Annotated in this window: 25 protein-coding genes and 1 tRNA gene; 16 read left to right on the forward strand and 10 right to left on the reverse strand. The window is 57.7% G+C overall.

Features of this window, described 5'->3' with window-relative positions; translation table 11 throughout:
- Positions 1 to 128: 128 nt before the first annotated feature.
- From GKA01_RS09010 to GKA01_RS09025, 4 genes are all read right to left on the reverse strand, one after another.
- Positions 129 to 219, reverse strand: a tRNA-Ser gene (locus GKA01_RS09010).
- 18 nt (positions 220 to 237) lie between these two features.
- Entirely contained in the window at positions 238 to 894 is a 657-nt protein-coding gene (locus GKA01_RS09015; RefSeq protein WP_146861777.1) for a phosphoribosylanthranilate isomerase, read from the reverse strand.
- The gene (gene pyrF, locus GKA01_RS09020) at positions 891 to 1,601 is read right to left on the reverse strand and encodes an orotidine-5'-phosphate decarboxylase (protein ID WP_146861780.1); all 711 of its coding nucleotides are present in this window, start codon (positions 1,599 to 1,601) and stop codon (positions 891 to 893) included. Before pyrF ends, GKA01_RS09015 begins: the two co-directional genes overlap by 4 nt.
- 8 nt (positions 1,602 to 1,609) lie before the next feature.
- Positions 1,610 to 1,948, reverse strand: a complete 339-nt coding sequence (locus tag GKA01_RS09025) for a lipopolysaccharide assembly protein LapA domain-containing protein (RefSeq protein WP_146861783.1) — start codon at positions 1,946 to 1,948, stop codon at positions 1,610 to 1,612.
- Between the two features lie 84 nt (positions 1,949 to 2,032).
- Between GKA01_RS09025 and GKA01_RS09030 the strand changes: the two genes are divergently transcribed.
- From GKA01_RS09030 to GKA01_RS09055, 6 genes are all read left to right on the forward strand, one after another.
- Positions 2,033 to 2,404, forward strand: coding sequence for a hypothetical protein (locus GKA01_RS09030; protein WP_306309843.1), 372 nt, complete (start codon positions 2,033 to 2,035; stop codon positions 2,402 to 2,404).
- 117 nt (positions 2,405 to 2,521) lie between these two features.
- On the forward strand, positions 2,522 to 3,043 hold the full coding sequence (locus GKA01_RS09035) for a protein-export chaperone SecB (protein ID WP_146861786.1): 522 nt from the start codon (positions 2,522 to 2,524) through the stop codon (positions 3,041 to 3,043).
- A gap of 42 nt (positions 3,044 to 3,085) precedes the next feature.
- The gene (locus tag GKA01_RS09040; RefSeq protein WP_146861789.1) at positions 3,086 to 6,178 is read left to right on the forward strand and encodes a glycosyltransferase; all 3,093 of its coding nucleotides are present in this window, start codon (positions 3,086 to 3,088) and stop codon (positions 6,176 to 6,178) included.
- A gap of 125 nt (positions 6,179 to 6,303) precedes the next feature.
- Positions 6,304 to 7,728 carry a M20/M25/M40 family metallo-hydrolase gene (locus tag GKA01_RS09045; RefSeq protein ID WP_146861792.1) on the forward strand — a complete coding sequence of 475 codons (1,425 nt, stop codon included), beginning with the start codon at positions 6,304 to 6,306 and terminating at the stop codon, positions 7,726 to 7,728.
- A gap of 3 nt (positions 7,729 to 7,731) precedes the next feature.
- A complete protein-coding gene (gene pdxA / locus GKA01_RS09050) occupies positions 7,732 to 8,748 on the forward strand; it encodes a 4-hydroxythreonine-4-phosphate dehydrogenase PdxA (RefSeq protein WP_146861795.1) in 1,017 nt (338 codons plus the stop codon).
- Positions 8,745 to 9,452, forward strand: coding sequence for a pyridoxine 5'-phosphate synthase (locus GKA01_RS09055; protein ID WP_146861797.1), 708 nt, complete (start codon positions 8,745 to 8,747; stop codon positions 9,450 to 9,452). The genes pdxA and GKA01_RS09055 overlap by 4 nt, the downstream gene beginning before the upstream one ends.
- Before the next feature lie 43 nt (positions 9,453 to 9,495).
- Here the strand turns inward: GKA01_RS09055 and GKA01_RS09060 are convergent, their stop codons facing one another.
- Positions 9,496 to 10,095, reverse strand: coding sequence for a hypothetical protein (locus tag GKA01_RS09060; protein ID WP_194265877.1), 600 nt, complete (start codon positions 10,093 to 10,095; stop codon positions 9,496 to 9,498).
- 186 nt (positions 10,096 to 10,281) lie between these two features.
- On the opposite strand from GKA01_RS09060, the gene GKA01_RS09065 reads away from it, so the two are divergent.
- Positions 10,282 to 10,506: a DUF3126 family protein gene (locus tag GKA01_RS09065; RefSeq protein ID WP_146861800.1), complete on the forward strand. Its 225-nt coding sequence runs from the start codon at positions 10,282 to 10,284 to the stop codon at positions 10,504 to 10,506.
- Between the two features lie 4 nt (positions 10,507 to 10,510).
- Here GKA01_RS09065 and GKA01_RS09070 read toward each other — a convergent pair whose 3' ends face one another.
- Positions 10,511 to 11,032, reverse strand: a complete 522-nt coding sequence (locus GKA01_RS09070) for a DUF2939 domain-containing protein (RefSeq protein WP_146861803.1) — start codon at positions 11,030 to 11,032, stop codon at positions 10,511 to 10,513.
- Between the two features lie 102 nt (positions 11,033 to 11,134).
- On the opposite strand from GKA01_RS09070, the gene GKA01_RS09075 reads away from it, so the two are divergent.
- The 4 genes from GKA01_RS09075 (at position 11,135) to pyk (ending at position 14,747) form a co-directional block, all read left to right on the forward strand.
- Positions 11,135 to 11,905, forward strand: a complete 771-nt coding sequence (locus GKA01_RS09075) for a HesA/MoeB/ThiF family protein (protein WP_146861806.1) — start codon at positions 11,135 to 11,137, stop codon at positions 11,903 to 11,905.
- Entirely contained in the window at positions 11,902 to 12,279 is a 378-nt protein-coding gene (locus GKA01_RS09080; RefSeq protein WP_146861809.1) for a DsrE family protein, read from the forward strand. Before GKA01_RS09075 ends, GKA01_RS09080 begins: the two co-directional genes overlap by 4 nt.
- An 83-nt stretch (positions 12,280 to 12,362) precedes the next feature.
- On the forward strand, positions 12,363 to 13,292 hold the full coding sequence (locus GKA01_RS09085; protein ID WP_194265875.1) for an SH3 domain-containing protein: 930 nt from the start codon (positions 12,363 to 12,365) through the stop codon (positions 13,290 to 13,292).
- Positions 13,293 to 13,316: 24 nt separating this feature from the next.
- Positions 13,317 to 14,747 (forward strand): pyruvate kinase, encoded by a 1,431-nt coding sequence (gene pyk, locus GKA01_RS09090; RefSeq protein WP_146861815.1) that lies wholly within the window; start codon positions 13,317 to 13,319, stop codon positions 14,745 to 14,747.
- A gap of 47 nt (positions 14,748 to 14,794) precedes the next feature.
- Here pyk and GKA01_RS09095 read toward each other — a convergent pair whose 3' ends face one another.
- Together GKA01_RS09095 and GKA01_RS09100 are read right to left on the reverse strand one after the other, a co-directional pair.
- Complete coding sequence (locus GKA01_RS09095) at positions 14,795 to 15,676, reverse strand: prephenate dehydrogenase/arogenate dehydrogenase family protein (protein WP_146861818.1); 882 nt, start codon at positions 15,674 to 15,676, stop codon at positions 14,795 to 14,797.
- Entirely contained in the window at positions 15,673 to 16,863 is a 1,191-nt protein-coding gene (locus GKA01_RS09100) for an HpnL family protein (protein ID WP_146861821.1), read from the reverse strand. The genes GKA01_RS09095 and GKA01_RS09100 overlap by 4 nt, the downstream gene beginning before the upstream one ends.
- 134 nt (positions 16,864 to 16,997) lie before the next feature.
- Here GKA01_RS09100 and hpnA point away from each other — a divergent pair, with 134 nt between their 5' ends.
- From hpnA to hpnC, 3 genes are read left to right on the forward strand one after another with little or no spacing between them, the layout of a single operon-like run.
- Positions 16,998 to 17,993 (forward strand): hopanoid-associated sugar epimerase, encoded by a 996-nt coding sequence (hpnA, locus tag GKA01_RS09105; RefSeq protein ID WP_146861824.1) that lies wholly within the window; start codon positions 16,998 to 17,000, stop codon positions 17,991 to 17,993.
- Complete coding sequence (locus GKA01_RS09110) at positions 17,993 to 19,135, forward strand: glycosyltransferase (protein WP_146861826.1); 1,143 nt, start codon at positions 17,993 to 17,995, stop codon at positions 19,133 to 19,135. The genes hpnA and GKA01_RS09110 overlap by 1 nt, the downstream gene beginning before the upstream one ends.
- Positions 19,132 to 19,995: a squalene synthase HpnC gene (gene hpnC / locus GKA01_RS09115; RefSeq protein WP_146861829.1), complete on the forward strand. Its 864-nt coding sequence runs from the start codon at positions 19,132 to 19,134 to the stop codon at positions 19,993 to 19,995. Before GKA01_RS09110 ends, hpnC begins: the two co-directional genes overlap by 4 nt.
- Before the next feature lie 23 nt (positions 19,996 to 20,018).
- Here hpnC and GKA01_RS09120 read toward each other — a convergent pair whose 3' ends face one another.
- Complete coding sequence (locus tag GKA01_RS09120) at positions 20,019 to 21,188, reverse strand: pyridoxal phosphate-dependent aminotransferase (RefSeq protein ID WP_146861832.1); 1,170 nt, start codon at positions 21,186 to 21,188, stop codon at positions 20,019 to 20,021.
- 81 nt (positions 21,189 to 21,269) lie between these two features.
- Positions 21,270 to 21,719 (reverse strand): cupin domain-containing protein, encoded by a 450-nt coding sequence (locus tag GKA01_RS09125; protein WP_146861835.1) that lies wholly within the window; start codon positions 21,717 to 21,719, stop codon positions 21,270 to 21,272.
- A gap of 134 nt (positions 21,720 to 21,853) precedes the next feature.
- On the opposite strand from GKA01_RS09125, the gene hpnD reads away from it, so the two are divergent.
- Complete coding sequence (gene hpnD, locus GKA01_RS09130; RefSeq protein ID WP_146861838.1) at positions 21,854 to 22,729, forward strand: presqualene diphosphate synthase HpnD; 876 nt, start codon at positions 21,854 to 21,856, stop codon at positions 22,727 to 22,729.
- A 5-nt stretch (positions 22,730 to 22,734) separates the two neighbouring features.
- Complete coding sequence (gene hpnE, locus GKA01_RS09135) at positions 22,735 to 24,030, forward strand: hydroxysqualene dehydroxylase HpnE (RefSeq protein WP_146861841.1); 1,296 nt, start codon at positions 22,735 to 22,737, stop codon at positions 24,028 to 24,030.
- Positions 24,031 to 24,049 lie beyond the last annotated feature (19 nt).

Genomic DNA, 24,049 nt, shown 5'->3' on the forward strand with positions numbered 1-24,049 from the left:
CAGGTGAGGGCAGGAACAAGCTACCGATCAGGCAACCAAATTGGTGACGCTGGACAGGTGACGCAAGGTGAAAGGCAAGTGACGCTCACACCATCTAACTGACTGATTTCATTGGTATTTTTGAAGACTGGCGGAGAGAGAGGGATTCGAACCCTCGGTACGCTATTAACGTACACACGCTTTCCAAGCGTGCGCCTTAAGCCGCTCGGCCATCTCTCCTGTCGAGCGAGGCGGTGTTTACGAGACCTTCTGGCCGAGATCAAGTCCCTTTCGGGCGTTCTGGACAAATTTTTCAATGAGTTCAGCAGATTTTTGTCCCCGGCGAATTTCTACTCCCGATGATACGTCAACCGCACTGGCGCCGCTTTTCTGGATGGCATCCTGAACATTATGAGGGGTGAGGCCACCAGCAAGCATCCAGAACGTAGGAGGAATCCACTCTTTGGAGAGTGACCAGTCGAAGGAGCGGCCGTGCCCACCTGGATGCTGATCATGTTTCTGGCGTGGGGCCTCAATGACATAGCCCGCAAGATCACGATTTGTCGGGAGATCGGAACGGGTGGCTATTCCGCATCCCCGCCAGACAGGGAGGTCAAAGCGCGACTGGATTTCGATCGAACGAGCTAGCGGAGCGTAGATCTGGAGAACATCAAGCGGCGTGTTTTTCAGAACCTCTGTGATGAAGGCGTCGTCAGCATCAACGAAAAGCCCAACGCGGGCGGGGCCGCCCTCGGCGTGCGCGGGGATACAGCGATGAAGATGCAAGGCATCATTAGGGGAGATGTACCGGGGGGAGTTTTCACAAAATACAAAACCTACCCAGTCGACCTTCAGATCCGCGCAAAGTCTTATGGTGGCGACGTCACGGATCCCGCAGATCTTGATGCCCGTCATGCGCTTGCCAGTTCGTCCATGATTGCTCTGGCGGCCTGTACAGGATCCGGAGCCTTTGTGATTGGTCGTCCTACGACGATCCAGTCCGCCCCTGCCTGAGCGGCCTGACGGGGTGTCATGATCCGTTTCTGGTCATCGGTTGCACTGCCTGCAGGTCGAATGCCAGGCACAACCAGAACAGGGCCGTCGCCCAACGCTGCACGGAGCGGTGCGATTTCATGTGCCGAGCACACTAGGCCGTCGGCACCGGCACTGACAGCCAGTTTCCCAAGTCGGATAACCTGTTCCTGCGGTGTAGCGTCGACGCCGATTTCACGCAGGCCTTCAGCGTTCATACTGGTCAGAACCGTGACTGCGAGAAGTTGCGGCCGGGAGTTTTCTTCCGGAAATGCCTTTTCAAGCACCTCCCGGGAACGGGCAATCATTTCAGCTCCTCCACTCGCGTGTATTGTCGTGAGGGCAGGACGAAGTGGGGTCAGCGCTGCGAGACCCGATGCAACTGTATGTGGAATATCGTGCAGTTTCAGGTCAAGGAAAAGCCTGTGCCCTTCTGAGACCGACCGTACAGCGTCAAGCCCGCAGGCATACGTAAACTCCAGGCCCAGCTTGATGGCATCGACATCGTTTTTAAGACTGTTGGCCCAGTTCTGAGCCTGGGTGCGAGACGCTGTGTCGAGAGCGGCGATCAATCGTGTTCGACGGGACATGGTCAGGGTTAGACCTTCTGTGCAGGCGAAACAGGGGAGGCGGAGGGTAGAGGGGCGGCCGGCTGGTTCTGAAGACGATCCAGACGCTGATGAAGTTCGACGAGCTGGCTTTCGAGCGTCCGTACATGCTGTTCCGCACGACGCGCCCGCGAACGCTGCTGCATGTCGCCGATCAGGCCAATCAGGAAGCCCAGCAGGAGAGCAAGCGCACCCACGCCAAGGACCAGCGTTCCGATGGACAGATGCCATCCGAACGAGACGAGCCAGATGGGTTCGAGATCCGTATTGCTCAGGGCAAATACGATCAGGGCTGCAAGGAAAATGATGAGGATGAGCAGTCTGAGCATGAACATGGTCCTATCGTGCCTTCTGTGGCGCAACAACACGCACGGACAGGAAGATTGATTCCCGGTCAGCAATCATGATGTCCTGTGCCTGATGATATCATAGGCTGTGCTGATATTGTGGAGGATGGCGATATCATCCCCAACGTAACACTGAAAGGGACTGTGGTGTCTGAAATCATCCCGTTCCGCCCACAACTGCCAAAAAGTGACACTTTCTGGGCCGTTATCGCGGTGCAGGGAAAACGGACCGTGATTGCTAGTGTATATGCGACACGGTCCGAAGCGGAAGCCGACCATGTATGGCGTGTCGATCAGGTTCGAACTTACGGAGCGTTCATGCGTAGCGAGCGCGTCACCGCCCCGGTTTATCGCGTCGAGCAGATCCGTCGATCGGATCTGCCCCGGAACTGGGCGCCACTCCCTGCGCTGGGTGCTCTGTGTGGGCGTCTCATATGAATACTGCACAGCTGGTCAAAACGGGCACATCGTGACAGAGTAGAAGGTGCCACATTTCCTTGCATTTCAGTGCAATACGAAATGAATGATTTGATGACCGCATGAGGATGCAAGCCGATGGACCAGACATATACCGACAGCGTGAAAGGCGGGTCTGAAAGCCTTGACGTGGCGGATTCCCTGCCTTCAACATCGTCTCTCATCGTCGGGTCCCAGTATCTGCGGATGATGTCCATTGACGTGCAGAACACGCCGGATATCTATCGTGAGCTTCCTCCCCAGCCACATATCGGGATGACGGTTGACGTCACAGGTCGCCAGCTGGGAGATCAACCCACCTTTGAAGTCAGTCTCGTGATCAGGGCGCAGGGACTGGAAAATGCGCCGTCCGAGGGCGTACCCAACCCAAAGGTCTTGTATGAGGTCAGTCTGGCGTATGCGGGTCTCTTCGGCCTGACGGGGCGTATTCCCCAGGATGCGGTTGAACCCCTGCTTCTTGTCGAAGCGCCACGCTTCCTTTTCCCACCGGCACGAAGTGCTCTTCTGGGAGTGATCCGCGAAGCTGGATTTCCGTCGCCGAATATCCAGCCCATAGACTTTCACGCGCTCTGGCAAAGTCGCCGCCAACAGCAGCGCTAATTTCAGAACGCTCTGCAGGCAGCTCTCAGGGATTGAGCATCAATGAAAGATCATATTCTTGCCTCCCCCGCCTTTGCGGGTGACCGGCCGCCCCTGTGGGCCGCTTTTGATGCGGATTGGTACCGGATCCGCTATGGCTCGCGTCTGCGGGAAGAAGCGAAAGACAGTGGGGAAGCGGCAAACCTTGATCTGAGCGATGAAGGCCTGGAACGTCACTGGAGAGAAAAGGGTGCAAGAGCAGGCTTTTCGCCGAACCGTTTTTTTGATGAGGAGTGGTATCTTCGTCAGAATCCGGATGTACGCGAAGGGATCAGCCTAGGGATCTTTGACAGCGGTTTTCTGCATTACTGCGAAAGTGGATTCAGGAGCCGCTCTCCCCACTGGCTTTTTTCAGAAGAAAACTACTTCAGTTGCAATCCGGACCTAAGCCCGCATGTGCTTGTGTCCCAGGGCTTTTGTAACGGATACGACCACTATCTTGCGATCGGGGATCAGGAGCATCGCAAGTCCCATCAGTTCTTCGATCCCGCGGTGTTTCGTGCTGCTAGCATGGCCGAACGACAGCATTACGATTTTGGGATTGGTGATTTTTTCCAGTTCATCAGATTCTCCGCTGCCGGCCGTCGGCGTAGCTCATGGTATTTCGATCCGCAGTGGTACCTTGAACGCTATCCGGACGTCGCGGAGGCACTTGCCCATAACAGGTATCAAAGCCCGCTTCACCATTACCTCACGAACGGCAATCCTGCCGCATATGATCCAAACCCCTGGTTTAGCGAAAGCTTCTACACTGAGCGTTATCCTGACGTTGGTAATATCGTTGCCAACGGAAGTTTCCGGAACGGTTATGAGCATTTCATCCGGTTCGGTATTGCCGAGCAACGTCAGCCCCAGAACGGTGTGGACTTTGCAGATTTTGTAAAGCAGAGCGGCGTGCAACGGCAACTGCGCCGATCTGACGTCCCCGATATTTTCGCCCTCTGGGTACAGTCTCAGGGAACGGTTGTCGCAGAACCTCTCGTTCAGCTCTCTGTTGAACAGTGCCAGCGATTGGATCTGCAGCGGGCCCAGACACTTGTACCCTCGCTTGTTCGCGCACCACTCGATTTTCGGCCCGCCGTTCTGCCTGACGTGACCGTTATTATCCCGGTCTCAAATCAGTTTCAGGAAACCCTTGCTACTCTCGCGGCCCTTCATGCAAACAGTGACCGGAGTCTTCAGGTCATTCTGATCGATGCCGGCTCTACTGATGAAACTGCACAGATCGAGCGTTTTGTCCGCGGGATCCATATCCTGAGACCACCCTATCGGACGACCCATGCTGAGCAGATGGCGCTTGGACTTGAGCTTGCCACGGCTGAGATCGTGCTGTTGGTCCATGCCGGCGTGCAGCCTTTCCCTGGCGTTCTAAAAATTGCGCTTGAAGCTTTTTCCGATCCCAACGTCGTTGTTGTGGGCGGACAGTCACTTGGGCTGGATGGACGCGTGAGGGAGGCGGGAACCGTTCTGTGGCGCGACGGATCTTTCACACCGTTCGGCATGGGGCTTCGCGCGAATGAACCCGAAATTGCGTTTCGTCGGTGGGTTGATGGTTTCAGTGGTGGTCTGCTGTTCTGTCGGCGTCCCGCACTTCATGCGTACAGCCAGTTAACTACCGGCTGTATCGGTTCAGAATCCGAGATGCTCGCCATATGCTGTTCACTGCGGCAGGCAGGAGGGAAAATCCTGTATGATCCGGATGTTCTCGACCGGTCTGCGGGTGAACCCGCCATTTTGCCGGAGCTTCGGGGCCGAAACGCAGCATGGCTGACGCGGCGTTTTGCAGGACTTCTGTCCCGACAGCCTCTTTCGGGCACTAACCTCATGCGGGCTCGCTCGGCCAGTGGCGCGCCCGCTGTGCTTTTTCTGTGTGAACGGCTTCCCTATACGGTTCTGGGAACCCCTTATCTGCGTCATCGAGATATGCTGATCGCGCTCAGTACACTCGGATATCAGGTTACCGTTTTTCCACTTGATGGCAGTCTGCATGACTGTGTGGCAACCGCGATTGATTTCCCTTCCGAAATCGAACTGATGGATGATTCCGATCTGTCCGAACTCGCCGAATTCCTGCGCGATCGGGAGGGGTGTTTCGACTATATATGGATTGCTGGCACGAAAGCATTGCAACGTGTTGGTCCGACCCTGAAAGAGAATCCCCGGGCTCTGCCGCGCTTGGGGATGATAGCGGATGTCCATGGCAGCCACTCAACTGAGTCCCACTACCGCAGGCTCGTTGGAGCGTTGAATGACCGCGAACTGCTTCTCGACGACCTCGAACTGGATATTGATCACGCCTGGATGATGCAGGCGCTTGTCGCAGGGACGCTCGAAGATAAGATCAATTTAGAGAACTTGGGCCGAACGAACGTCAGTATTCTTGGCGCTCCGCCGACCCTGCCGGAATTTTCGCCTTCTTTCGATGAGCGGTCGGGTATCCTGCTGGTTCTTCCTGTCCATACCGGCGGGGACGCGGTGCATGACGGATTGCACTGGTTTGTCCATGAAGTGCTGATGAAGCTCGACCAGGGACTGCCACCGGAAGCGACTGTCCTCCTCGCGGGGTACAGGGCCGACACCGTCGATCTCTCCGCCTTTACGCGATACCGTCGTCTGGAAGCATTTCGGGACGAGACGGACCTTCAGGCGCTTTATCGATCACGGCGGGTTCTGGTGGAACCATCGCGGGTCCTGGCTCCGGCTCCCCGTGAAATATTCGATGCAGCCGCGGCCGGGCTGCCGGCCGTTCTGTCTGAGACGGTGCGGCAGACCTTGGGCTGGGAAGATGGTCAGACCTGTCTTTCGGGTGGCTTCTGCGAGGCTGACCGCTTTGCCCAGACTATCATCCGGCTTTATACGGACATGGATCTCTGGAACACGATCAGTCGGTCCGCCCAGGAGTTGATGCGCGACGAGGCGTCAAATTCAGGATTTTATGACTCGCTCAGAGGAGTCCTTTCACAGGCGGCTGGAACAACGCCTGTCGAGGTGTCGCATGGAACACTGAGGCACCAGAAGGTTACGGAGGCGAGTGCTGGTCTTTCTCCGGCACCGATCAGGCTGCAACCCCGCCGGTTTCCGGCAGACAGCAGGTAAGGGAATTCCGCGATACCGGAAAGAATAATTCCGCGATACCGGAAAGAATATGGAGAAGGTGACTGTTTGATGAGGTCTCCACGTCCGTGCTTCGGGCCGCCAGAAAACTGAGTATGGGAAAGAATATGACTGTCACTTCCGGAACGCTTGATGCGGTTCTCCAGAACGTCGATGCCAATCTGGATACTTCGGTTTCCAGTCTTTTCGAGATTCTGCGGATACCGAGCATCTCTACACAGCCAGCGCACGCCGCTGATTGCCGTAAAGCCGCTGCGTGGATGCAGCAGGCACTTGAAAATCTCGGTATGACTGCGACCCTCCGCGACGTGCACTGGGCCGCACCGGGACATCCGATGGTTGTGGGCCACGATGCTGCGGCGGAAGGTAAGGATGAACGTCCGCATGTGCTGTTTTACGGTCACTACGACGTCCAGCCGACGGACCCGGAAACACTGTGGAACGCACCGCCTTTCGATCCACGCCTGATTGAGGATGCCAGCGGACGCAAGGTCATCGTTGCCCGGGGTGCTAGTGATGACAAGGGACAGGTCATGACCTTCCTTGAGGCCTGCCGCGCCTGGAAAGACGTGACTGGCTCTCTGCCCGTCCGGGTGAGCGTTCTTCTGGAAGGTGAGGAAGAATGTGGAGGGGCGAATCTTTATCCCTTCCTCAAGGAAAATGTCGCCGAACTGAAGGCGGACGTGGTGCTTGTCTGTGACACGTCGATGGCCGATCGCAACACTCCCGGCATCACGACGTCTCTGCGAGGGATGATGGCGGAAGAGGTCGTCATCCAGTGCGCCAGTCATGATCTGCATTCTGGACTTTACGGCAATGCGGCAGCGAACCCGATTGCCGTTCTTTGCCAGGCGCTCGCCACACTCCGAACTGCAGATGGCGGTGTGACGCTGCCAGGCTTCTATGACGGGATCCGGGAACCAGCAGCTGCCACCCGCGCGCAGTGGAGCCACCTGTTTCCCGATGATGCCTCACTGCTGCATGAAGCGGGGCTTGCCATAGCGGCTGGGGAAAAAGGCTACAGTGCGATCGAGCAGACATGGTGCCGTCCAAGCTGTGAGATCAACGGCATTTCCGGGGGGTATGAAGGCGAGGGCTTCAAAACCGTTCTGCCCGCCAAAGCCATGGCGAAAGTCTCGTTCCGGCTGGTTCCCGGACAGGACCCGGACCGTATCCGGGAAACATTCCGGGCCCATATTCGCGCTGCCCTTCCGCAGGATGCCACTGTGACCTTTACGGCACATGGCGGCTCTCCCGGCTTCGAGGTTTCCCGTGACAGCCGCTTTCTTGGCCTTGCACTGAAGGCTCTCAGTGACGAGTGGGGCGTGCCAGCCGCGACAGTTGGGTCCGGGGGATCCATTCCTGTTGCCGGAGAAGTGCGCGATGCTCTTGGGCTTGACGCTCTGATGATCGGCTTTGCCCAGAACGATGACCGGATCCATTCACCCAATGAACAGTATGGGCTGGATTCTTTTCATAAGGGCATCCGGTCGTGGGTGAGGGTGCTTGCCGCCCTCGCCGATGCAGGCTGAAACATGGGCGGCGCACTGCCATCTACGTTGCCACTGGCACTCACGCTCGGGGATCCGGCCGGAATCGGGCCCCAGCTAGCTATCGAGGCATGGCGGCGCCTTCGGCTTGCGAGGGGCGAAACGTTCTTCTGGATTGGCGATCCCCGCCTGATCGAAAAGGCTGTCCCCGTCGTCCGGATCGAGCATCCTGAAGAAACGGCGAAGGCCTTTGAACATGGCCTGCCGATCTTGCCCGTGTTTTGCGAAACAACTGTTATTCCGGGACGGCCAGATCCACGAAATGCAGCCGCGACGATCGAGAGCATTCGTCTGGCGGTTCGTCATGCTCTTGCCGGACGGGCGGGGGGGGTCGTAACGAACCCCATCGCCAAACATATTTTGGCAACAGCCGGCTTTCCTTACCCTGGACACACAGAGTTCCTTGCAGCTCTGTGTGATCAACCTGGGGCGGAGATCATGATGCTGGTGTCGCCTCAGCTCAGGGTCGTCCCAGTGACGGTCCATGTCTCCCTGCGTAATGCTCTTGATACGTTGAAAACGGACAGCATCGTAAAAGTAGCTGAAACAGCCAGCAGGGCTCTGAAAAGCGATTTCGGAATGATCGAGCCTCGTCTGGCAATTGCAGGGCTCAATCCGCACGCGGGTGAACAGGGGCTGATGGGCGACGAGGAGCAGGCCATTATTAAACCTGCGATCGAGCGCCTTCGGGAACGGGGTATCCTGTGTCACGGGCCGCTCCCGCCTGATACGATGTTCAGCGCTCATGCAAGACCAACATATGACGCGGCCATCTGCATGTATCACGATCAGGCGCTCATCCCGCTCAAGACGCTGGATATGGCGGAAGGCGTCAATGTGACACTTGGTCTACCCATCATCCGAACGTCGCCTGATCACGGGACGGCTTTCGATATTGCTGCGCCTGCTACGGACGCTTGTGTGGCGGATGTTTCCAGTCTTCTTGCCGCGATCCGGCTCGCAGCCCAAATGAGCACTCACCGGAAAGGAAAAAATCGATGATCCGTCTGGGCGTTAACATCGATCATGTGGCGACACTGCGAAATGCGCGGGGCGGAAGCTTTCCTGATCCGGTTATGGCTGCTGAATACGCCATCGCTGCGGGCGCAGACGGCATTACGGCCCATCTGAGAGAAGACCGTCGCCATATCGGGGATGCGGATATGCCCCGGCTTCGTGCGCTTTCAGTGCCGTTGAATTTCGAGATGGGCGCTACAGATGAAATGATCGGTATCGCCTGTGACCTGCGGCCTCATGCCTGCTGTCTTGTCCCAGAGAAAAGGCAGGAAGTTACGACGGAAGGAGGTCTGGACGTCGTCGGGCAGCGTCAGGATCTGAAGGTCCGTATTGCTCGGCTGAAAGACGCGGGGATCAGGGTTTCCCTGTTCATTGATCCTGAAACACCGCAGATCGAGACAGCGGCGGAACTGGGTGCGCCGGTCGTGGAACTTCACACGGGAGCCTATGCGCACGGTGGCCCGGACGAACTTCAGCGCCTCCAAAGAGCAGCAAAGACAGCTACGACATGCGGTCTGGAGCTTCATGCAGGTCATGGTCTGACCTACGCGAATGTAGGATCAGTGGCCGCTCTTCCAGGACTGGTCGAACTCAATATTGGCCATTTCCTGATCGGTCAGGCCATTTTTAATGGCTTGGGCCCGGCCGTCAGCAAAATGAAAGCCTTGATTAACGGGTATTCAGAGTAGGCATAAAAAACCGGGATCTGACAGGTCCCGGTCCCATATCTTTTTATTTCACAGGCTGGATAACCGGCTGTGTATCGTCCTTGGTAAATTTCGGCACGTATTTGCCCGACTGGTCTGAGTAGGTTGCTGTTCCGCTCTGTGCAGGCGTCCTGGGCGGATGGAAGGCGGAAACAGGTCCGAAAGGTCCCCCGTTCACGCGGCGCATCGTAGACTCACGCTGGCGGGCGCAGCCACGGGTAATAATGGAGCAGATGCCGTCCGTGCCAACGTATTCGTCGTCGTTTCCAGTATAATGAACTTCGGAAACCCGGTCGTGATCCAGACGCACCAGCATGCGGCAGGTAGTTCCGCCTCCGCCCATGGTGGACTGATAGATGCTGATAACGGACTGTACAGGGAGGAAGCCGGAATCCGCTGGCATGGTCGGAAGCGCCATGGTCCCATCATACTGCCAGAGTTCAGTCGTGTCGTTGAGCTTCTTCGTGCTTCCCGGAATGCCAGCACAGGCCTGAAGGTCATAACTTGTCATGCCGACCATTTCCATCTGAGCCTTGTGGGCATTACGGGAATCGAAATAACCGCATCCCGACAGGGCTGCTGTGGATGTCAGGGCGAGAAGGATGCGTGCAAGAACCGGGCGCATCATGTCTCCTTTGCGCAGATGGGAAGGCAGACTGCAGGCCCGGAACAAGAACTGACCAAGCCACAATCACATGTGAAGCGGCCTATTTCTACAACACCATCATACAGCGGGATAGAGGAAGCGGGTTCCTTTGTTTCGGTCAATGGGGTAGAGGGCAGTTCTCTTCGTAGTACAGGAATGCCCCTCATGGCCGATATGACCCCCTCAGAGGTGACACGCCTCCAGACCACGCTCCAGCGTCTGCTGGGCTCGCCGAAACTCACAGTTAACAAGCCGAGCCGCAAGGGCATGAGTGTCGAGCTGGCAGTTTCGGGAGAGGTGATCGGGACAGTCCATCGCGATGAGGACGAAGGCGAGGTGTCCTACGCCATTCACATCACGGTGCTGGAAGAAGATCTTCCCCCGGCCTGAGGCTTCAGGCCCTGTGTGCTGGCGCTGGCATTTCAAAACGTGTGATTTTCCAGCTCCAGTTCTCGAACTTCATATGAAGGACAAAGGGCGTCTGCCCCGGCTGGTCCATGCTGGCCTCGAATTTGCCAAGGCTTACGAAATGAGCATGCAGGGAATTCCATGCTCCCAACCCCCCTGGGGCTGAAGCAGCTCGCGGCATGATCTGATGCGCCGTTGTCATCAATGTCGCAGGTGTCAGATGGGTATCGATTGCGTTCGAGATGGCCTGTCCGGCAAAGGAACTTCCGAAGCCGGGAAGTTCATCCTCAGAGGGCACCGGCGGGGAGAACTGTTCTTTCAGGCAGTGGCTCAGAGACGCCCAGTCCACATGGGGCGCAAGGCGTGAGGGGTTGTTCCCGTTCATCGCACGGTCGATATCCCACAACGCCACATAGGGAGAAACGACGTATGCCGCAAGAACAGCGCCGGCGCTGACACCCAGCCCCTGCCATGCGCGCGGCATGACTTTGCGAAAACCGTTCTTCATGACGACTTCCCTGTTCCGGTCCCGCGATATGCTCAGGACAGTGATGGACGATATGGAGGCTAACGTCTTTCAAGAGCCAAAGTCAGCAATTATCATTATCTGATGACCATGAATTTTTCCGACCATGAACTCGAGCGGTATTCACGGCAGATCCTGCTCCCGCAGATCGGCGGCACGGGGCAGGAAAGACTGAGAAAAGCGTCCGTGCTCGTGATCGGGGCAGGGGGGCTTGGAGCCCCGCTTCTCCAGCAGCTCGCCGCGTCGGGGATTGGTCATGTCGGGATCGTGGATCCTGATCGTGTGGATCTGAGCAATCTTCAGCGCCAGGTCCTTTACGATATGAAGGATATCGGACAGTTCAAGGTTGAGGCCGCTGCCAGCCGCCTCAAAGCCATGAATCCACTCGTAAAAATCCGGACCTACGCCTTCGAGGCCACGGATGCGATACTTGATGATCTCGTGTCAGGGTACGACGTCATATGCGATGGTACGGACAACTTCGGAACGAGATTTGCTGTCTCCGACGCCTGCGTTCGTCAGGGACGCACACTTGTTGCGGGTGCGGTGCAGGGTTTTTCAGGACAGTTAGCCGTTTTCCGACCACAACTGGGTGGCCCTTGCTATCGTTGTCTGTTTCCGACAGCTGAAGAGACACAGGCTGCGACATGCGCACAAGCCGGTGTTCTTGGCGCTGCGGCTGGAGTGATGGGCAACCTTATGGCGGTCGAAGTCATGCGCGAAATCATCGGGTTTGAAGGCCGGGACAAAACGCAGGTTACCATTTGGGATGCCCTGTCAGGAACATCGCAGCGTTTCGTGCTGTATCGTGATCCTGCGTGTCGGGTGCATGCTGACGGGGATCTTTCTTCATGAAAATACCCCTGTTTCTGACACTTGCGGATGATTCCTGGCAGCGCGCCCATTATGCACTCGTGTTGGCAGCAGGGGCGCTTTCCCTCGGACGGAGTGTCACGGTCTTTGCGGGGGGGCGGAGTGTTCTGGCATTCACAAAAGACTGGTCGCGATTGGCGGGCAGCCTCACTGATTCGGACCTTGCCTCAAGAGGGATCGCAGGGTTTGAAGAACTTCGCGACGCTGTCATGGACCTCGGAGCGACGATCATGGTGTGTGAGACAGGACTGAAGCTGGCCTTGGTGTCGCCTGGAGATCTGCTGGAAGGCGTTTCGATCAAAGGGATCGTCAGCTTTCTCGAACTGGCGGGCGACAACCCTGTCATTGCGCTGTAAGTTCTGGTCCAACTCACGATTTGAGATGTGTTTTCCGTTTTGATGACTTGCCGAAACCGTCGGCCCTTGGCAGGGATGCGCTCATGAGAAAGTCTGTCCTCCCCATGCATTCCCTCAAAGGCCGCACTTCCCTGTTTCGGATCCTTCTGGTCGGAACAGTCCTGCTTGTGGTTCCAGATGCGCTGGCCGCCCACCATCATAAAAAACATGCGGAGGGGGCTGCGAAGTCTTCTGAAAAACATGCGGCTGCCGTAAAGCACCACAAAGCCGACGCTGCAAAATCTGTGCCGGTAAAGCCTCACCATAAAGGACCGCATCATGCGGCTGTGAAGCATGTGGCCCCCGCGGCTACTGCCGGAGCAGCAGCAGGAGCGGCCGCCGCTGTGGGGGCGGCTACCGCAGAAGCGCCTCCGGCACCTGCTGTGCCACCTGCCCCCGAAAATACAGACAAAGGCAGCAATACCGGCCTGCCTCTGCCACGATACGCAGCGCTCAGGGCGGACAAAGTTTATATGCGCCGGGGGCCGGGTGATCGGTATCCGATCGACTGGGTCTATCATCGTCGTGGTCTGCCCGTGGAAATCGAGCGTGAGTTCGACGTCTGGCGGCTGGTCGAGGATTCAGACGGTCAGAAGGGATGGGTGCATCAGGCAACACTTTACGGGAGCCGGACCTTTGTTATTCCCGGCCTGCCTCCCGAAGGTGTGAAGGCTCAGGCTGGGGAAGCGAGTGCTCAGGCCGGAGACCATGTCGGCAAGGCTGACGCCCGTATTCTCGCCCGCGTTGCCACGCAGGATGAGGCCCGGGCACATAAAAATGATGTGCTCCTCATGAGCCATCCGGAAGAAGATAGCAGCGTCATCGCGGTGCTGGAGCCGGGTACGGTCGGCAATATCAAGCTGTGCCCGCAGAATTCACAGTGGTGCCGCGTCAGCGTGAAGGGCTACGAAGGCTGGCTCCCGCGCCGTCTTTTCTGGGGACTTCTCCCCGGCGAGACGATTCAACCAAACTGATTTTTTCGAGCGAGGACGCCGTATATGACATCCAGTTCCCATCACCGCCGCACGCGGATTGTCGCTACTTTGGGGCCGGCCTCGTCCTCGCCTGAGATGATTCTTTCCCTGGCGGAGGCGGGCGTGAATGTCTTCCGTCTCAATTTCTCTCATGGCGCGCACGAAGACCATGGTGAGCGTCACGCCGCCATCAGAGCAGCAGAAGAAAAAGTCGGACATCCTCTGGCCATTCTTGCCGACCTGCAGGGGCCGAAGCTTCGCGTTGGCGTTTTTGAGAACGGACCGGTTATTCTGGAAGAAGGCAAGCCGTTTCGTCTTGATCTCGACAGAACACCAGGGTCGGTAGCACGCGTCTGCTTGCCCCATCCGGAGATTATTTCGGCTGCAAAGCCTGGAAGCCATCTCCTTCTGGATGACGGCAAACTCAAACTCCGTGTCGTAACGGTTGGGGACGGCTTTCTCGAGACAGTCGTGATCGTGGGGGGCAAGCTCTCGGAGCGTAAGGGCGTGAATGTTCCCGATGTCACACTCCCCATTCCCGCACTGACCGAAAAAGACCGGCGTGATTTTGATTTTGCGCTTTCCCTTGGCGTGGATTTCGTGGCTCTGTCGTTCGTCCAGCGTCCAGAGGACGTCCGTGAGGCAAAGGAAATTGCCGCTGGCCGTGCCGCGATTGTCACCAAGCTCGAAAAGCCGCAGGCCATGGAAGATCTGGCGGCCATCGTCCATCTTTCGGATGCGATCATGGTGGCCCGTGGCGATCTGGGCGTTGAGCTGCCGCCTGAGGAAGTCCCTGTCGCGCAGAAGCGCGCTGTTGCCGAAGCTCGTAAACAGTGCCGCCCGGTGATCGTCGCCACCCAGATGCTGGAGAGCATGATCGAAAGCCCGACTCCCACGCGGGCAGAGGTCTCCGATGTTTCCAATGCCGTTTATGACGGTGCGGATGCCGTTATGCTTTCAGCAGAGAGCGCCGCTGGAAAATATCCGCTTGAAGCTGTTTCGATGATGGCGCGCATTGCTCTTCGCGTGGAGCAGGATACCGAGTGGCGCATCCGGATGGATCGTCTTCGGCCCGTACCGGACGAGACGGTTCAGTGCGCCATTGTTCAGGCAGCCTGGCAGGTCAGCCGTACACTGCATGCAGGCGCGATTGCCTCCCATACGCGGAGTGGAGCCGGCGCACGACGTCTGTCACGTGAGCGTCCTCACTGTCCCATTATCGCTCTCACCCCGGAGCTTGATGTGGCCCGGCAGCTCTGTGTGGTCTGGGGTGTTTTCCCGAAAATCGTGGGCCGCGAACAGACGGCCCACGGTATTGAAGACCTTGCTGGTCCAGCCGTCGAGGTTGCACGCAGCATGACGTTCTGTCAGCCCGGAGACCGCGTTTTGGTGCTGGCTGGCCTGCCTTATGGCCATTCCGGTAGCACGAATACATTGCGTGTCGTGACCGCCTGAGACTGCTTCAAACTGCCCGTGCGGTTATACGTACGGGCAGGCGAGTCTCAGGCCTGACGGTTTTCTATAAGAGTCCGACGGATGGCTCGTCCGCGTTCGATGCGGCTTGTGATTGCCGTTTCGTCGCCACGGCGAATGGCATCCGCCATTACCTGCGTATCAGTGATGAAACTTTCCAGTGTCTGGAGAAGAGCCTCCCGGTTCGCAATAAAGATGTCCCGCCACATGACGGGATCAGACGCGGCGATCCGGGTAAAATCTCTAAAACCGGAAGCCGCGTAGTCGAGAACCGCCGCCCGGATTTCTTCTGAAAGATTGTCTGCCGTATCGCAGATTGTAAAAGCGAGCAGATGCGGCAGATGGCTGACCATCGCGCAAATCCGGTCATGCTCATCATCCGTAAGTATTTTAGTACGCGCTCCACAGCGTACCCAAAGTTCTTCGATCAGGGTGATCGCGTGAGGATCTGATCCTTCCGGCGGGACGAGAAGTGCCCACCGATCCTCGAACAGCGTAGAAAAACCTGCATCCGGGCCGGAATGCTCGGTGCCTGCCATGGGATGGCTCGGAACGTAAGAGACGCCCTTTGGCAAAACCGCAGCAAGTCTGGGGCCAAGCTGTCCCCGCACTGACGCCACGTCCGTTAACACACTTCCTGGCTTCATATATGGCAGAAGCTGTTTTCCGACATACTCCACCGCGCCGACAGGCACGCAGATCATGACACAGTCGGCCTGGGCGGCAGTCTCCAGATCACGGGTGGTCACATCCGCAATCCCAAGTTCATTGACCCTTTCGAGTACGCGTGGATCAAGATCCGCCGCGATAAGGGTTTCAGCCAGAGTCCCTGTCTCACGGGCGCGCCGAAGGATTGAAGATCCGATAAGACCCGGGCCAACGACAGCAAGAGATCCAAACAGCGGAGTCATGAAATTCTCGGAGCAGTGGCGAAGGAATTCTCTTCGGAAGACTGGCCATCTCGGCTCGTCTGGTCCTTTTTTAGGGTCGTTCCTTTGATATTGCCTGCAAGCGCGGTCACGGCAGGAGCAATAACTTTTTTACGCGAGGATACCGGCTGAGATTTCTTCAAACTGTCTGCGCCCGGACGTTCGTGGCGGAGGCGACGCATTTCGACGATCTGCCAGACCAGCAGAACCGGAATGCCAATCAGGATATCCCGGCCCCGACGCAGCAGGGAAAGGCTGAGTGAAATTTCCGCATCCACGCCGAAGATCATTCCCAGCGCAACATAGGCGGCTTCCTGCACGCCAAGCGCCCCCGGAACAAGAAAACCTGCCGACATGATACCGCAGACAACGCCCTCGATCGCAACAGCCGACAGGAAACTGACATGCGCGCCCAGCAGCCCGAGAGCCAGCCACGTCATGGCTGCACTGCCCATCCAGCATAGCAGATGACACAAGGCGCCCAGGCAGATCCGATCCGGGCGGCTCCAGAGGCTTTCGAGTCGAGCCTGAAAAGTCTCGGTGTTTCCGATTAGCGAGTCCCGCCACTCCGAAGCGATATGCCGCCCCAGGAACGTGGCGACCTTCCGGATCATTGCTCCGCCACGATGCTGCGTCCAGATGAAGCCGGCTATTCCCAGGCTCAGCAGGGCCATCCCGCCCATCAGCGGCCAGACGAATTTCGAAGCGCCCTGATGCCCGATAAGGCACAGGAGCGCGAGGAGAACAAAAGCGATCTGGCCAAGAACTTCGGTGGTGATGTCCACGAGGTTGGCGGCCACACCTTCAGGCCAGTGGAGTTCCTCGCCCTTGCGGCTGCGCGGATCTACACCGGCAAGTGTTGCGCGGACGCCGATGACCATGCCGCCAAGCTGAGAGAACGGCAGGCACGACCCGGCGCTGTCGCGGACCAGCCGGGCGCCCATGAGGCGTCCCAGTCCCAGCATGGGAACTGCGGCGTGCCAGGCCACTCCAAGCCCGACATCAACTAGGAGTTGGCAGACCGCGAGCAGAAGGAATCCACCAACGCCAACTTTAGTAAGGGCTTCCATTACGGGATGAATACCCGCCTTGGCTGCGACGAAGGTGAACAGCGCCACCCCGAGAAGGGAAAGGAGAACAGGGAGAGTTTTTTTCAACGTCTTCATCACATGCCGTTTGCACACGCTCTATCGCACACGTGCCGAATATTCCACCCTTGCAGACGCTTTCCCCAAAAAGCGCGGGAGATTATGCTGTCACACATTGCAACCATCTGCTGATGACCCAAGGAGACTCTCCCACAATGAACGATGTCACACTCGTTACGGGGGCTACCGGGTTTGTCGGCTCCGCCGTCGCCCGCGTCCTGGAAGAACGTGGACACCGCCTGCGGCTTCTCGTCCGGCCGACTTCTGATCGTTCAAATATCGCTGAACTTGATGCGGAGATCGTGGTCGGTGACCTTTCCGATCCGGACACCCTTGCTCCTGCGCTTGCAGGTGTCAAAACGCTTTTTCATGTCGCTGCGGATTACCGGCTCTGGGTTCCGGATCCCGAGACAATGATGAAGGCTAATGTTGAGGGCACGCGCAATCTGATGCTGGCGGCCATGGACGCCGGGGTGGAAAAAATCATTTACTGTTCGTCAGTTGCCGCTCTGGGACTGCGCAGTGACGGCATCCCCGCAGACGAGACCACTCCGGTCAGCGAAAATCAGGTCATCGGGATCTACAAGCTGTCGAAATACCGTGCGGAACAGGAAGTCCTGCGTCTCGTACGCGAAAAGAACCTGCCCGCCATTATCGTCAATCCCTCTACGCCTGTTGGGCCGAGAGATATTAAACCCACACCGACCGGCCAGATGGTTCTGGACTGTGCAAGCGGGAACATGCCGGCCTATGTGGAGACCGGATTGAACATCGCTCATGTAGACGATGTGGCGGAAGGGCATGCACTGGCTCTGGAACGGGGGAAGATCGGGGAGAAATATATTCTCGGCGGAGAAAACATCATGCTGGGTGACCTGTTTCGGATGGTGAGCCAGATTGCAGGAGTGAAACCACCGGCGATCAAGCTCAGGCAGTCCTGGCTTTATCCCGTTGCTCTTGTTTCCGAATGGCTCGCACGGGGTTTTGGCATCGAACCCCGGGTAACCCGTGAGACTCTCGCAATGTCCAAAAAGCTTATGTTCTTTTCGTCCGAAAAAGCCATCAGAGAACTCGGCTATTCCCCACGCCCGGCCCGCGATGCCGTAGCAGACGCCATCGCCTGGTTTCGCCAGCATGGACGGATGAAATAATGCTCTTTGGAACTGCACTAACCAGTCTGGGAGCCTGGATCTATCTGTCGCTGTTCCACGGGAAGTTCTGGCAGAGAGGGCCCATCCTTCCCCTCAGGGCCACACCTTCCTCGGCACCTGAGGTGGCCGTGGTTGTACCGGCACGCGATGAGGCTGAGTCGCTCAGGGACTGCCTGACATCTCTGCTGGAGCAGGATTACGATGGCAGCCTGTCCGTCATTCTGGTCGATGACGAAAGTACGGACGGGACGGGAGAGATCGCCCGGGCGCTCCCGGACCCTCACCAGAGGCTGACCGTTATTACAGGACGCAAGCGCCCTCCCGGCTGGAGCGGGAAGCTCTGGGCGGTGCATCAGGGCGAGCAGGAAGCTCTCAAGCGTATCGGCCCATATGGCTATATCCTGCTGACAGACGCGGATATCATGCATGCTCCGGGTCATGTGGCGTCGCTGGTCGCCAAAGCGCGCGAGGACGATTTGGATCTTGTCTCGGAGATGGTGGCGCTGAACTGCGAAAGCGGTGCAGAGCGTTTTCTGGTGCCGGCTTTCGTTTATTTCTTTGCGATGCTGTATCCGTTTTCTAAAATTGCCAGCGAACATTCGCGTATTGCCGGCGCGGCGGGAGGAACTATCCTCCTGCGACGCCGAGCGCTTGAGCGCATCGGGGGTATCAGTGCTCTGCGAGGTGCGTTGATTGACGACTGTACGCTGGCCGCCCATGTCAAACGTTCTGGAGGGCGCCTGTATCTTGGCCACAGTGCGCTTGCATGGTCCGTCAGACCTTATCGGGGAATGCGGGACGTGTGGCACATGATTGCGCGGACCGCCTACGTACAGCTTCGATATTCGCCAATCCTTCTGGTTATGACGATCGTCGGACTCGCAATGATCTGGCTTCTGCCGGCATATCTGACACTCTTCGGCAAGGGGCGTGAGCGACGCGTAGGGTTTCTTACCTATCTCGTCTCGTGCCTGACCTTCGTGCCGACGCTCCGGCGTTTCGGCTTGCCATTATGGCGTGCTATTCCTCTGCCGCTCGTTGCCGCATTCTATATGGCCGCAACCATCGGCTCTGCGATCGATCATCATCGTGGGGTAGGTGTGCGCTGGAAAAATCGTTCCTACACGGATGAAACATCGTGACAGACACTCTCTGGGGGACGAAAGACGTCACCTCCGCCAAAGACAAGGCCGACGAGAATTTTCCTGTCGGTTCGTTTCTTATTGCCCCCCGGCTGCGGCCTTATGTTCACACATACTATAATTTCGCGCGCGTGGCGGATGACATGGTCGATACGACCGAACTGACGCCGCCTGAAAAGATCGCGCGCCTCAAAGGTATGGCCGGGGTCATCCGGGGCGAGATCGAGGCTCCTCAACGCGCGGATGCGCAAACAGCGGTCAAACTGCGGGAGGTTCTGACCCGTACCGGCGTTCCACTCGAGACCGCAACCGATCTGCTGGATGCCTTCTGCATGGATGCGGAGAAAAGCCGGTATGAAAGCTGGGGCGAACTTCTGCATTACTGCTGCTATTCCGCTAACCCGGTCGGTCACTTCCTGTTGCTTCTTCACGGTGAAGCTGCAGAAACACTTGCGCCTTCCGATGCGCTATGCTCGGCCCTGCAAATCGTAAACCATCTCCAGGACGTAGCTTCTGACCTGAAGGTTCTGGACCGGTGCTACGTTCCCCGACTGTGGATGGAAGAAGAGGGCGTTAGTGTAGACGATCTTCGTCTCGTCCGCAGCAAGCCTGGGGTCCGGCGTGTTTTTAATCGGATGCTTGATGGCGTGGACGCTCTCAACAGGCAGGCACGGGTTCTGCCCTACCTGATTCAAGATCGCAGGATGCGGCTGGAAGCTGCCGTTATCGTCGAACTGTGCCACATCCTGACAGCGCGTCTGCGCCGTCAGGATCCTCTGCTTGAGCGGGTCTCATTGACGAAAATGGATGGTGCCAGAGCTCTGTTCCGGTCCATGCGTCATTTTCCGGCCATTGCTTAACCAGGGTAGAAAACTGGACCGGATCAACCAGTGACCCGGTCCAGTACGGTGCAGAACGTCTTCATTTCATCCATGGAGCCCACGCTGATGCGTGAAGCGTTCGGCCAGATTGGCCAGGACCGTCCGATCACGATGTTCTGTTTCAGGAATGCGTCCTTGATCGGGGCCGCCGGTTTCTTCCAGTCGATAACGAACATGTTGGCATCTGAAGGAATGAAGTGAATACCGCGCGCGCGCAGATGCCTGAACGTCATGGTTCGTGCTGCGATCATCTCTTCGCGTCGCGCATCGATGGCCGATTTCATGGTCAGGCTCATTGTACCGCAGGCCATGGCCGGGACGGGTAACATCTGTGTTTCGTTCCTGCCGTCATAGCGCATCATGCGCTCATGAAGATCGGGTCTGGCGAAGGTCAGGCCAAGGCGCATACCTGCCATTGCAAACATCTTGGAGAATGTTCGCAATACGATGACGTCCTTGTTCTGGCGGACCAGTTCAACGGCGCTCGGCGCGTTTGAAAAATGAATATAGGCTTCATCTACCAGAACGACTGAACCCGCGGGCTTGTGCTCCACCAGCCATGCAATATCCCGCAGAGGTGTCAGAGTCCCTGTAGGGTTATTCGGTGAGCAGATGTAATATACCCCGGCATTAGGGTCGGCTGCCAGCATCGCACGGACGTCCGTACGATAATGGTTCTTTGCAGATAGAGGAACCTTCGCAAGAGGCAGCTTTAGCCATTCCGAGGCCACCCAGCCTGCTTCGTAGCTCGGATCGGCGGTAACGAGGCCACGCTCCGGAGAGCAGAACGTCACGATCGCCCGTGCCAGCGGGTCTGATGAGCCACACCATGGCATAATATGTGTCTGTGGAACCTGCTCAACGTCCGCAGCGGTCCGGACCAGGTCATCGCGCATGTGTCCGGTCGGATCATAACGGTTGCTCTCAAAGACCGCCGCTGCGCCAGCCCGGGCTGCCTCAGGAAAGGGACCAGTCCAGCATTCGTTGCTTCCAAGCCGCGTCATGCCAGCGAAATTGATTCCTGAGGGAAGGATCGCCGCTTTGGCACTTCGTGTCATGGCTTGGACTGTCGCTCCTGCAGCCAGAAGCGTTGCAATACGACCGAAGCTTCGACGCGAGTATCCACGGACAAGGAGATCACTGCGAGCGGCGGAGGAGAGGGACATGGTCATTGAGGGTCTTAAACTCCGGACAGGAACGGAACATGCTAATTCCGAAACGTTTTTCCTGTCAAAGCAGACCCCATCGAACCTTCAGTATTCCTTTTTTTGGCCGGGTAGCGGAATAGATGTCGGTTTTCCCGGAGAGCCAGCATATGTGAGCAGAAGAACGGTAGGACCATCCCCGCTTACACCACGATGAACATCATTGACGGATTCCGCGAAGGCCTGCCCCTGATGAAAGGTCTGTTTTTTTCCGCTCTGCCGGTCTTCGATGGTGAGTGTACCCTGCAGCACGTACCCGGCGTTGGGGTAGGGATGAACATGCCAAGGGAGCGCGGAATGGGCCGGGATCGTCAGTTTGATCATGCTGAGCATCGGCCGCGTTGTCGGATAGTGATCGTACGGGGTGCCATTCCAGGAGTGATCATCCGCCAGAAGATGTTCGGCATGACCGCTCGCGGTGACCTGCGCCGAAGCTGGTGAAAGAGAGAGAAATGCACCCACCAGAAGGGCAGGGGCAGTGAAAGCGGGAAACCGCATGGCTGAGACTCCGTATAGGTGTGGCCTTTTGGCATCACCATAACGCACGGCCTTCCTTTCCGTTCAGCCCAGCTTTGTCTTGAAGAAGTTTGGGGCTAGAACGCTGATCTACTGAAACAAGGCAGAGGTCAGACATGGTTTTCAGCAGGATGCGCGCTTCTTCCGGTCTTCCCTGCGCGCAGGCCGATCTGGATCATGTCGAGAAGATCGTGACTGCCTCCGGGACCTCCTTTGCCCGTGGCATGCGCATTCTTCCCTCAGACCGGCGGGATGCGATGTTCGCCGTCTACGCTTTTTGCCGGCAGGTCGACGATATCGCGGATGGCGATGCGGGGGTTGCCGATCCGATGGCTGCCCTGCAGGACTGGCACCGTCGGATCGACAGACTGTACGAAGGTGAAGCGTCTGACGCGCTTGATCGCGTTCTGATCGTCGCGATTCATCGCTATCAGCTTCAGGCTAGTGATTTTCATGACGTTATCGACGGGATGGCCATGGATTGTGGCGCTCCGGTCGTGGCTCCTGACGAGGCAACGCTTGACCTTTATTGCGACCGCGTCGCCTCCGCCGTTGGCCGGCTTTCGGTCTGTGTTTTCGGAGATTCTTCGGAGAACGCCCGGCGTGTGGCCTATCATCTTGGTCGTGCGCTTCAGTTGACCAATATCCTTCGGGACATCTCGGAGGACGCCAATCGCGGCAGGCTCTATCTGCCCACCGAACTCCTCACGCGCTTCGATGTGCCCAAAACCCCGCAGGATGCGTTGTACGCCCATGGTCTGGACCGTGTAGCCCGTATTCTTGCGCGACGGGCGAGGGACCATTTCCGCGAGGCAGCAAGCGCCATGCGATCATGTGACCGAACAGCCATGCGTCCTGCGCGCATGATGGCCGCATCATACGCACCGATTCTTGCAGCGCTTGAAAAACGCGGCTGGAAAACGCCCGAGATCGCCCCGAAGGTTTTCAAACCGTGGAGACAGCTGCGAACTCTCGCGGCTTATGTGAAGTAAGACCCATGAGCCATGTCCACATCATCGGCGGTGGTCTGGCAGGCCTGTCCGCCGCAATCGAACTGGCGGCACAGGCCCGGGTCACGGTTTATGAAGCCGGCCCGGCCTGTGGAGGACGGGCGCGCTCTTTTCACGACCGTTCGCTAGAGACCCGGATTGATAACGGTAATCACCTAATTCTGTCGTCAAACGAACTGACGTTCCGGTATCTCGATCTTATCGGTGCCCGTCATACCCTGACAGGGCCCGGCCTGCCGATTTTTCCGTACTACGATCTTGAGGACAGTCTCGCCTGGACGCTCCGTCTGTCAAAGGGCAAGATTCCCTTCTGGGCATTTCCCGGCGGTCGTCGCGTTCCGGGAATGAAGGTGGCTGAGCTCGGCGCACTGTTGCGATTCCTCCGTGCGGGTGAAGACACAACCGTGGAAAGCTGCCTGAGTTCCGGCGAACTAAGCCGTCGGCTGCTTGTGCCATTTGCGATATCCGTTCTCAATACGGACATTCACACGGGTAGCGCCAAACTGCTTGGAAACGTGATCCGCAAATCGCTCGCCAAAGGCGGTATGGCCTGCTGTCCATGGTTTCCGGCTGTCGGACTGTCGGAAACTCTGATCGATCCGGCAGTGGCGTATCTGAGCCGTTTCCATGCCGAGGTGCGCACAGGCATACGCGTCAGTGCCGTTGAGCAGAAGAATGGCCGTGCCGTTGCTCTAGAGACCTCTGAAGGTCGCATTGAACTCGGGCCGGAAGATCAGGTGATCATGGCAGTGCCTGGTCCGGTGGCCCAGTCCCTGCTTCCCGGACTGACGGCGCCCAATGCATTCGAAAGCATTGCGAACGCTCATTTCCGGCTCCCGTCTCCAGTCCGGGCACGTGGCGTCGTGGCACAGGCCGGGTTTGTAGGCCTCGTCGGTGGCATTTCGGAATGGATCTTCCTTAAAGGGGATGTCCTGTCCGTCACGGTGAGCGCCGCCAATCGCTATGCCGATCGCAAAAGCAGCGAGCTTCTGGCGACCATTTGGTCTGAAATCAGACGGGCGCTGGATCCGGTACTTTCCCAGCCTCTGCCCGTAGCAATGCCTCCCTCTCGACTGATTTGGGAAAAACGCGCGACATTTGCTGCCACCCCCACGCAGGACCAACTCCGTCCTGGCCCCCGGACGGATCTCGTCAATCTGGCACTCGCAGGGGACTGGACGGCAACCGGTCTGCCTTCGACCATCGAAGGATCCATCCAGTCCGGGCTGCAGGCTGTCTCTGCGCTCGGGTACAGGTCTGCCGTGGTGTACACGGGATCGTGATGAGCATGGATCCGGCCAT

The sequence above is a fragment of the Gluconobacter kanchanaburiensis NBRC 103587 genome, assembly GCF_007988905.1.
Lineage (GTDB): Bacteria > Pseudomonadota > Alphaproteobacteria > Acetobacterales > Acetobacteraceae > Gluconobacter > Gluconobacter kanchanaburiensis.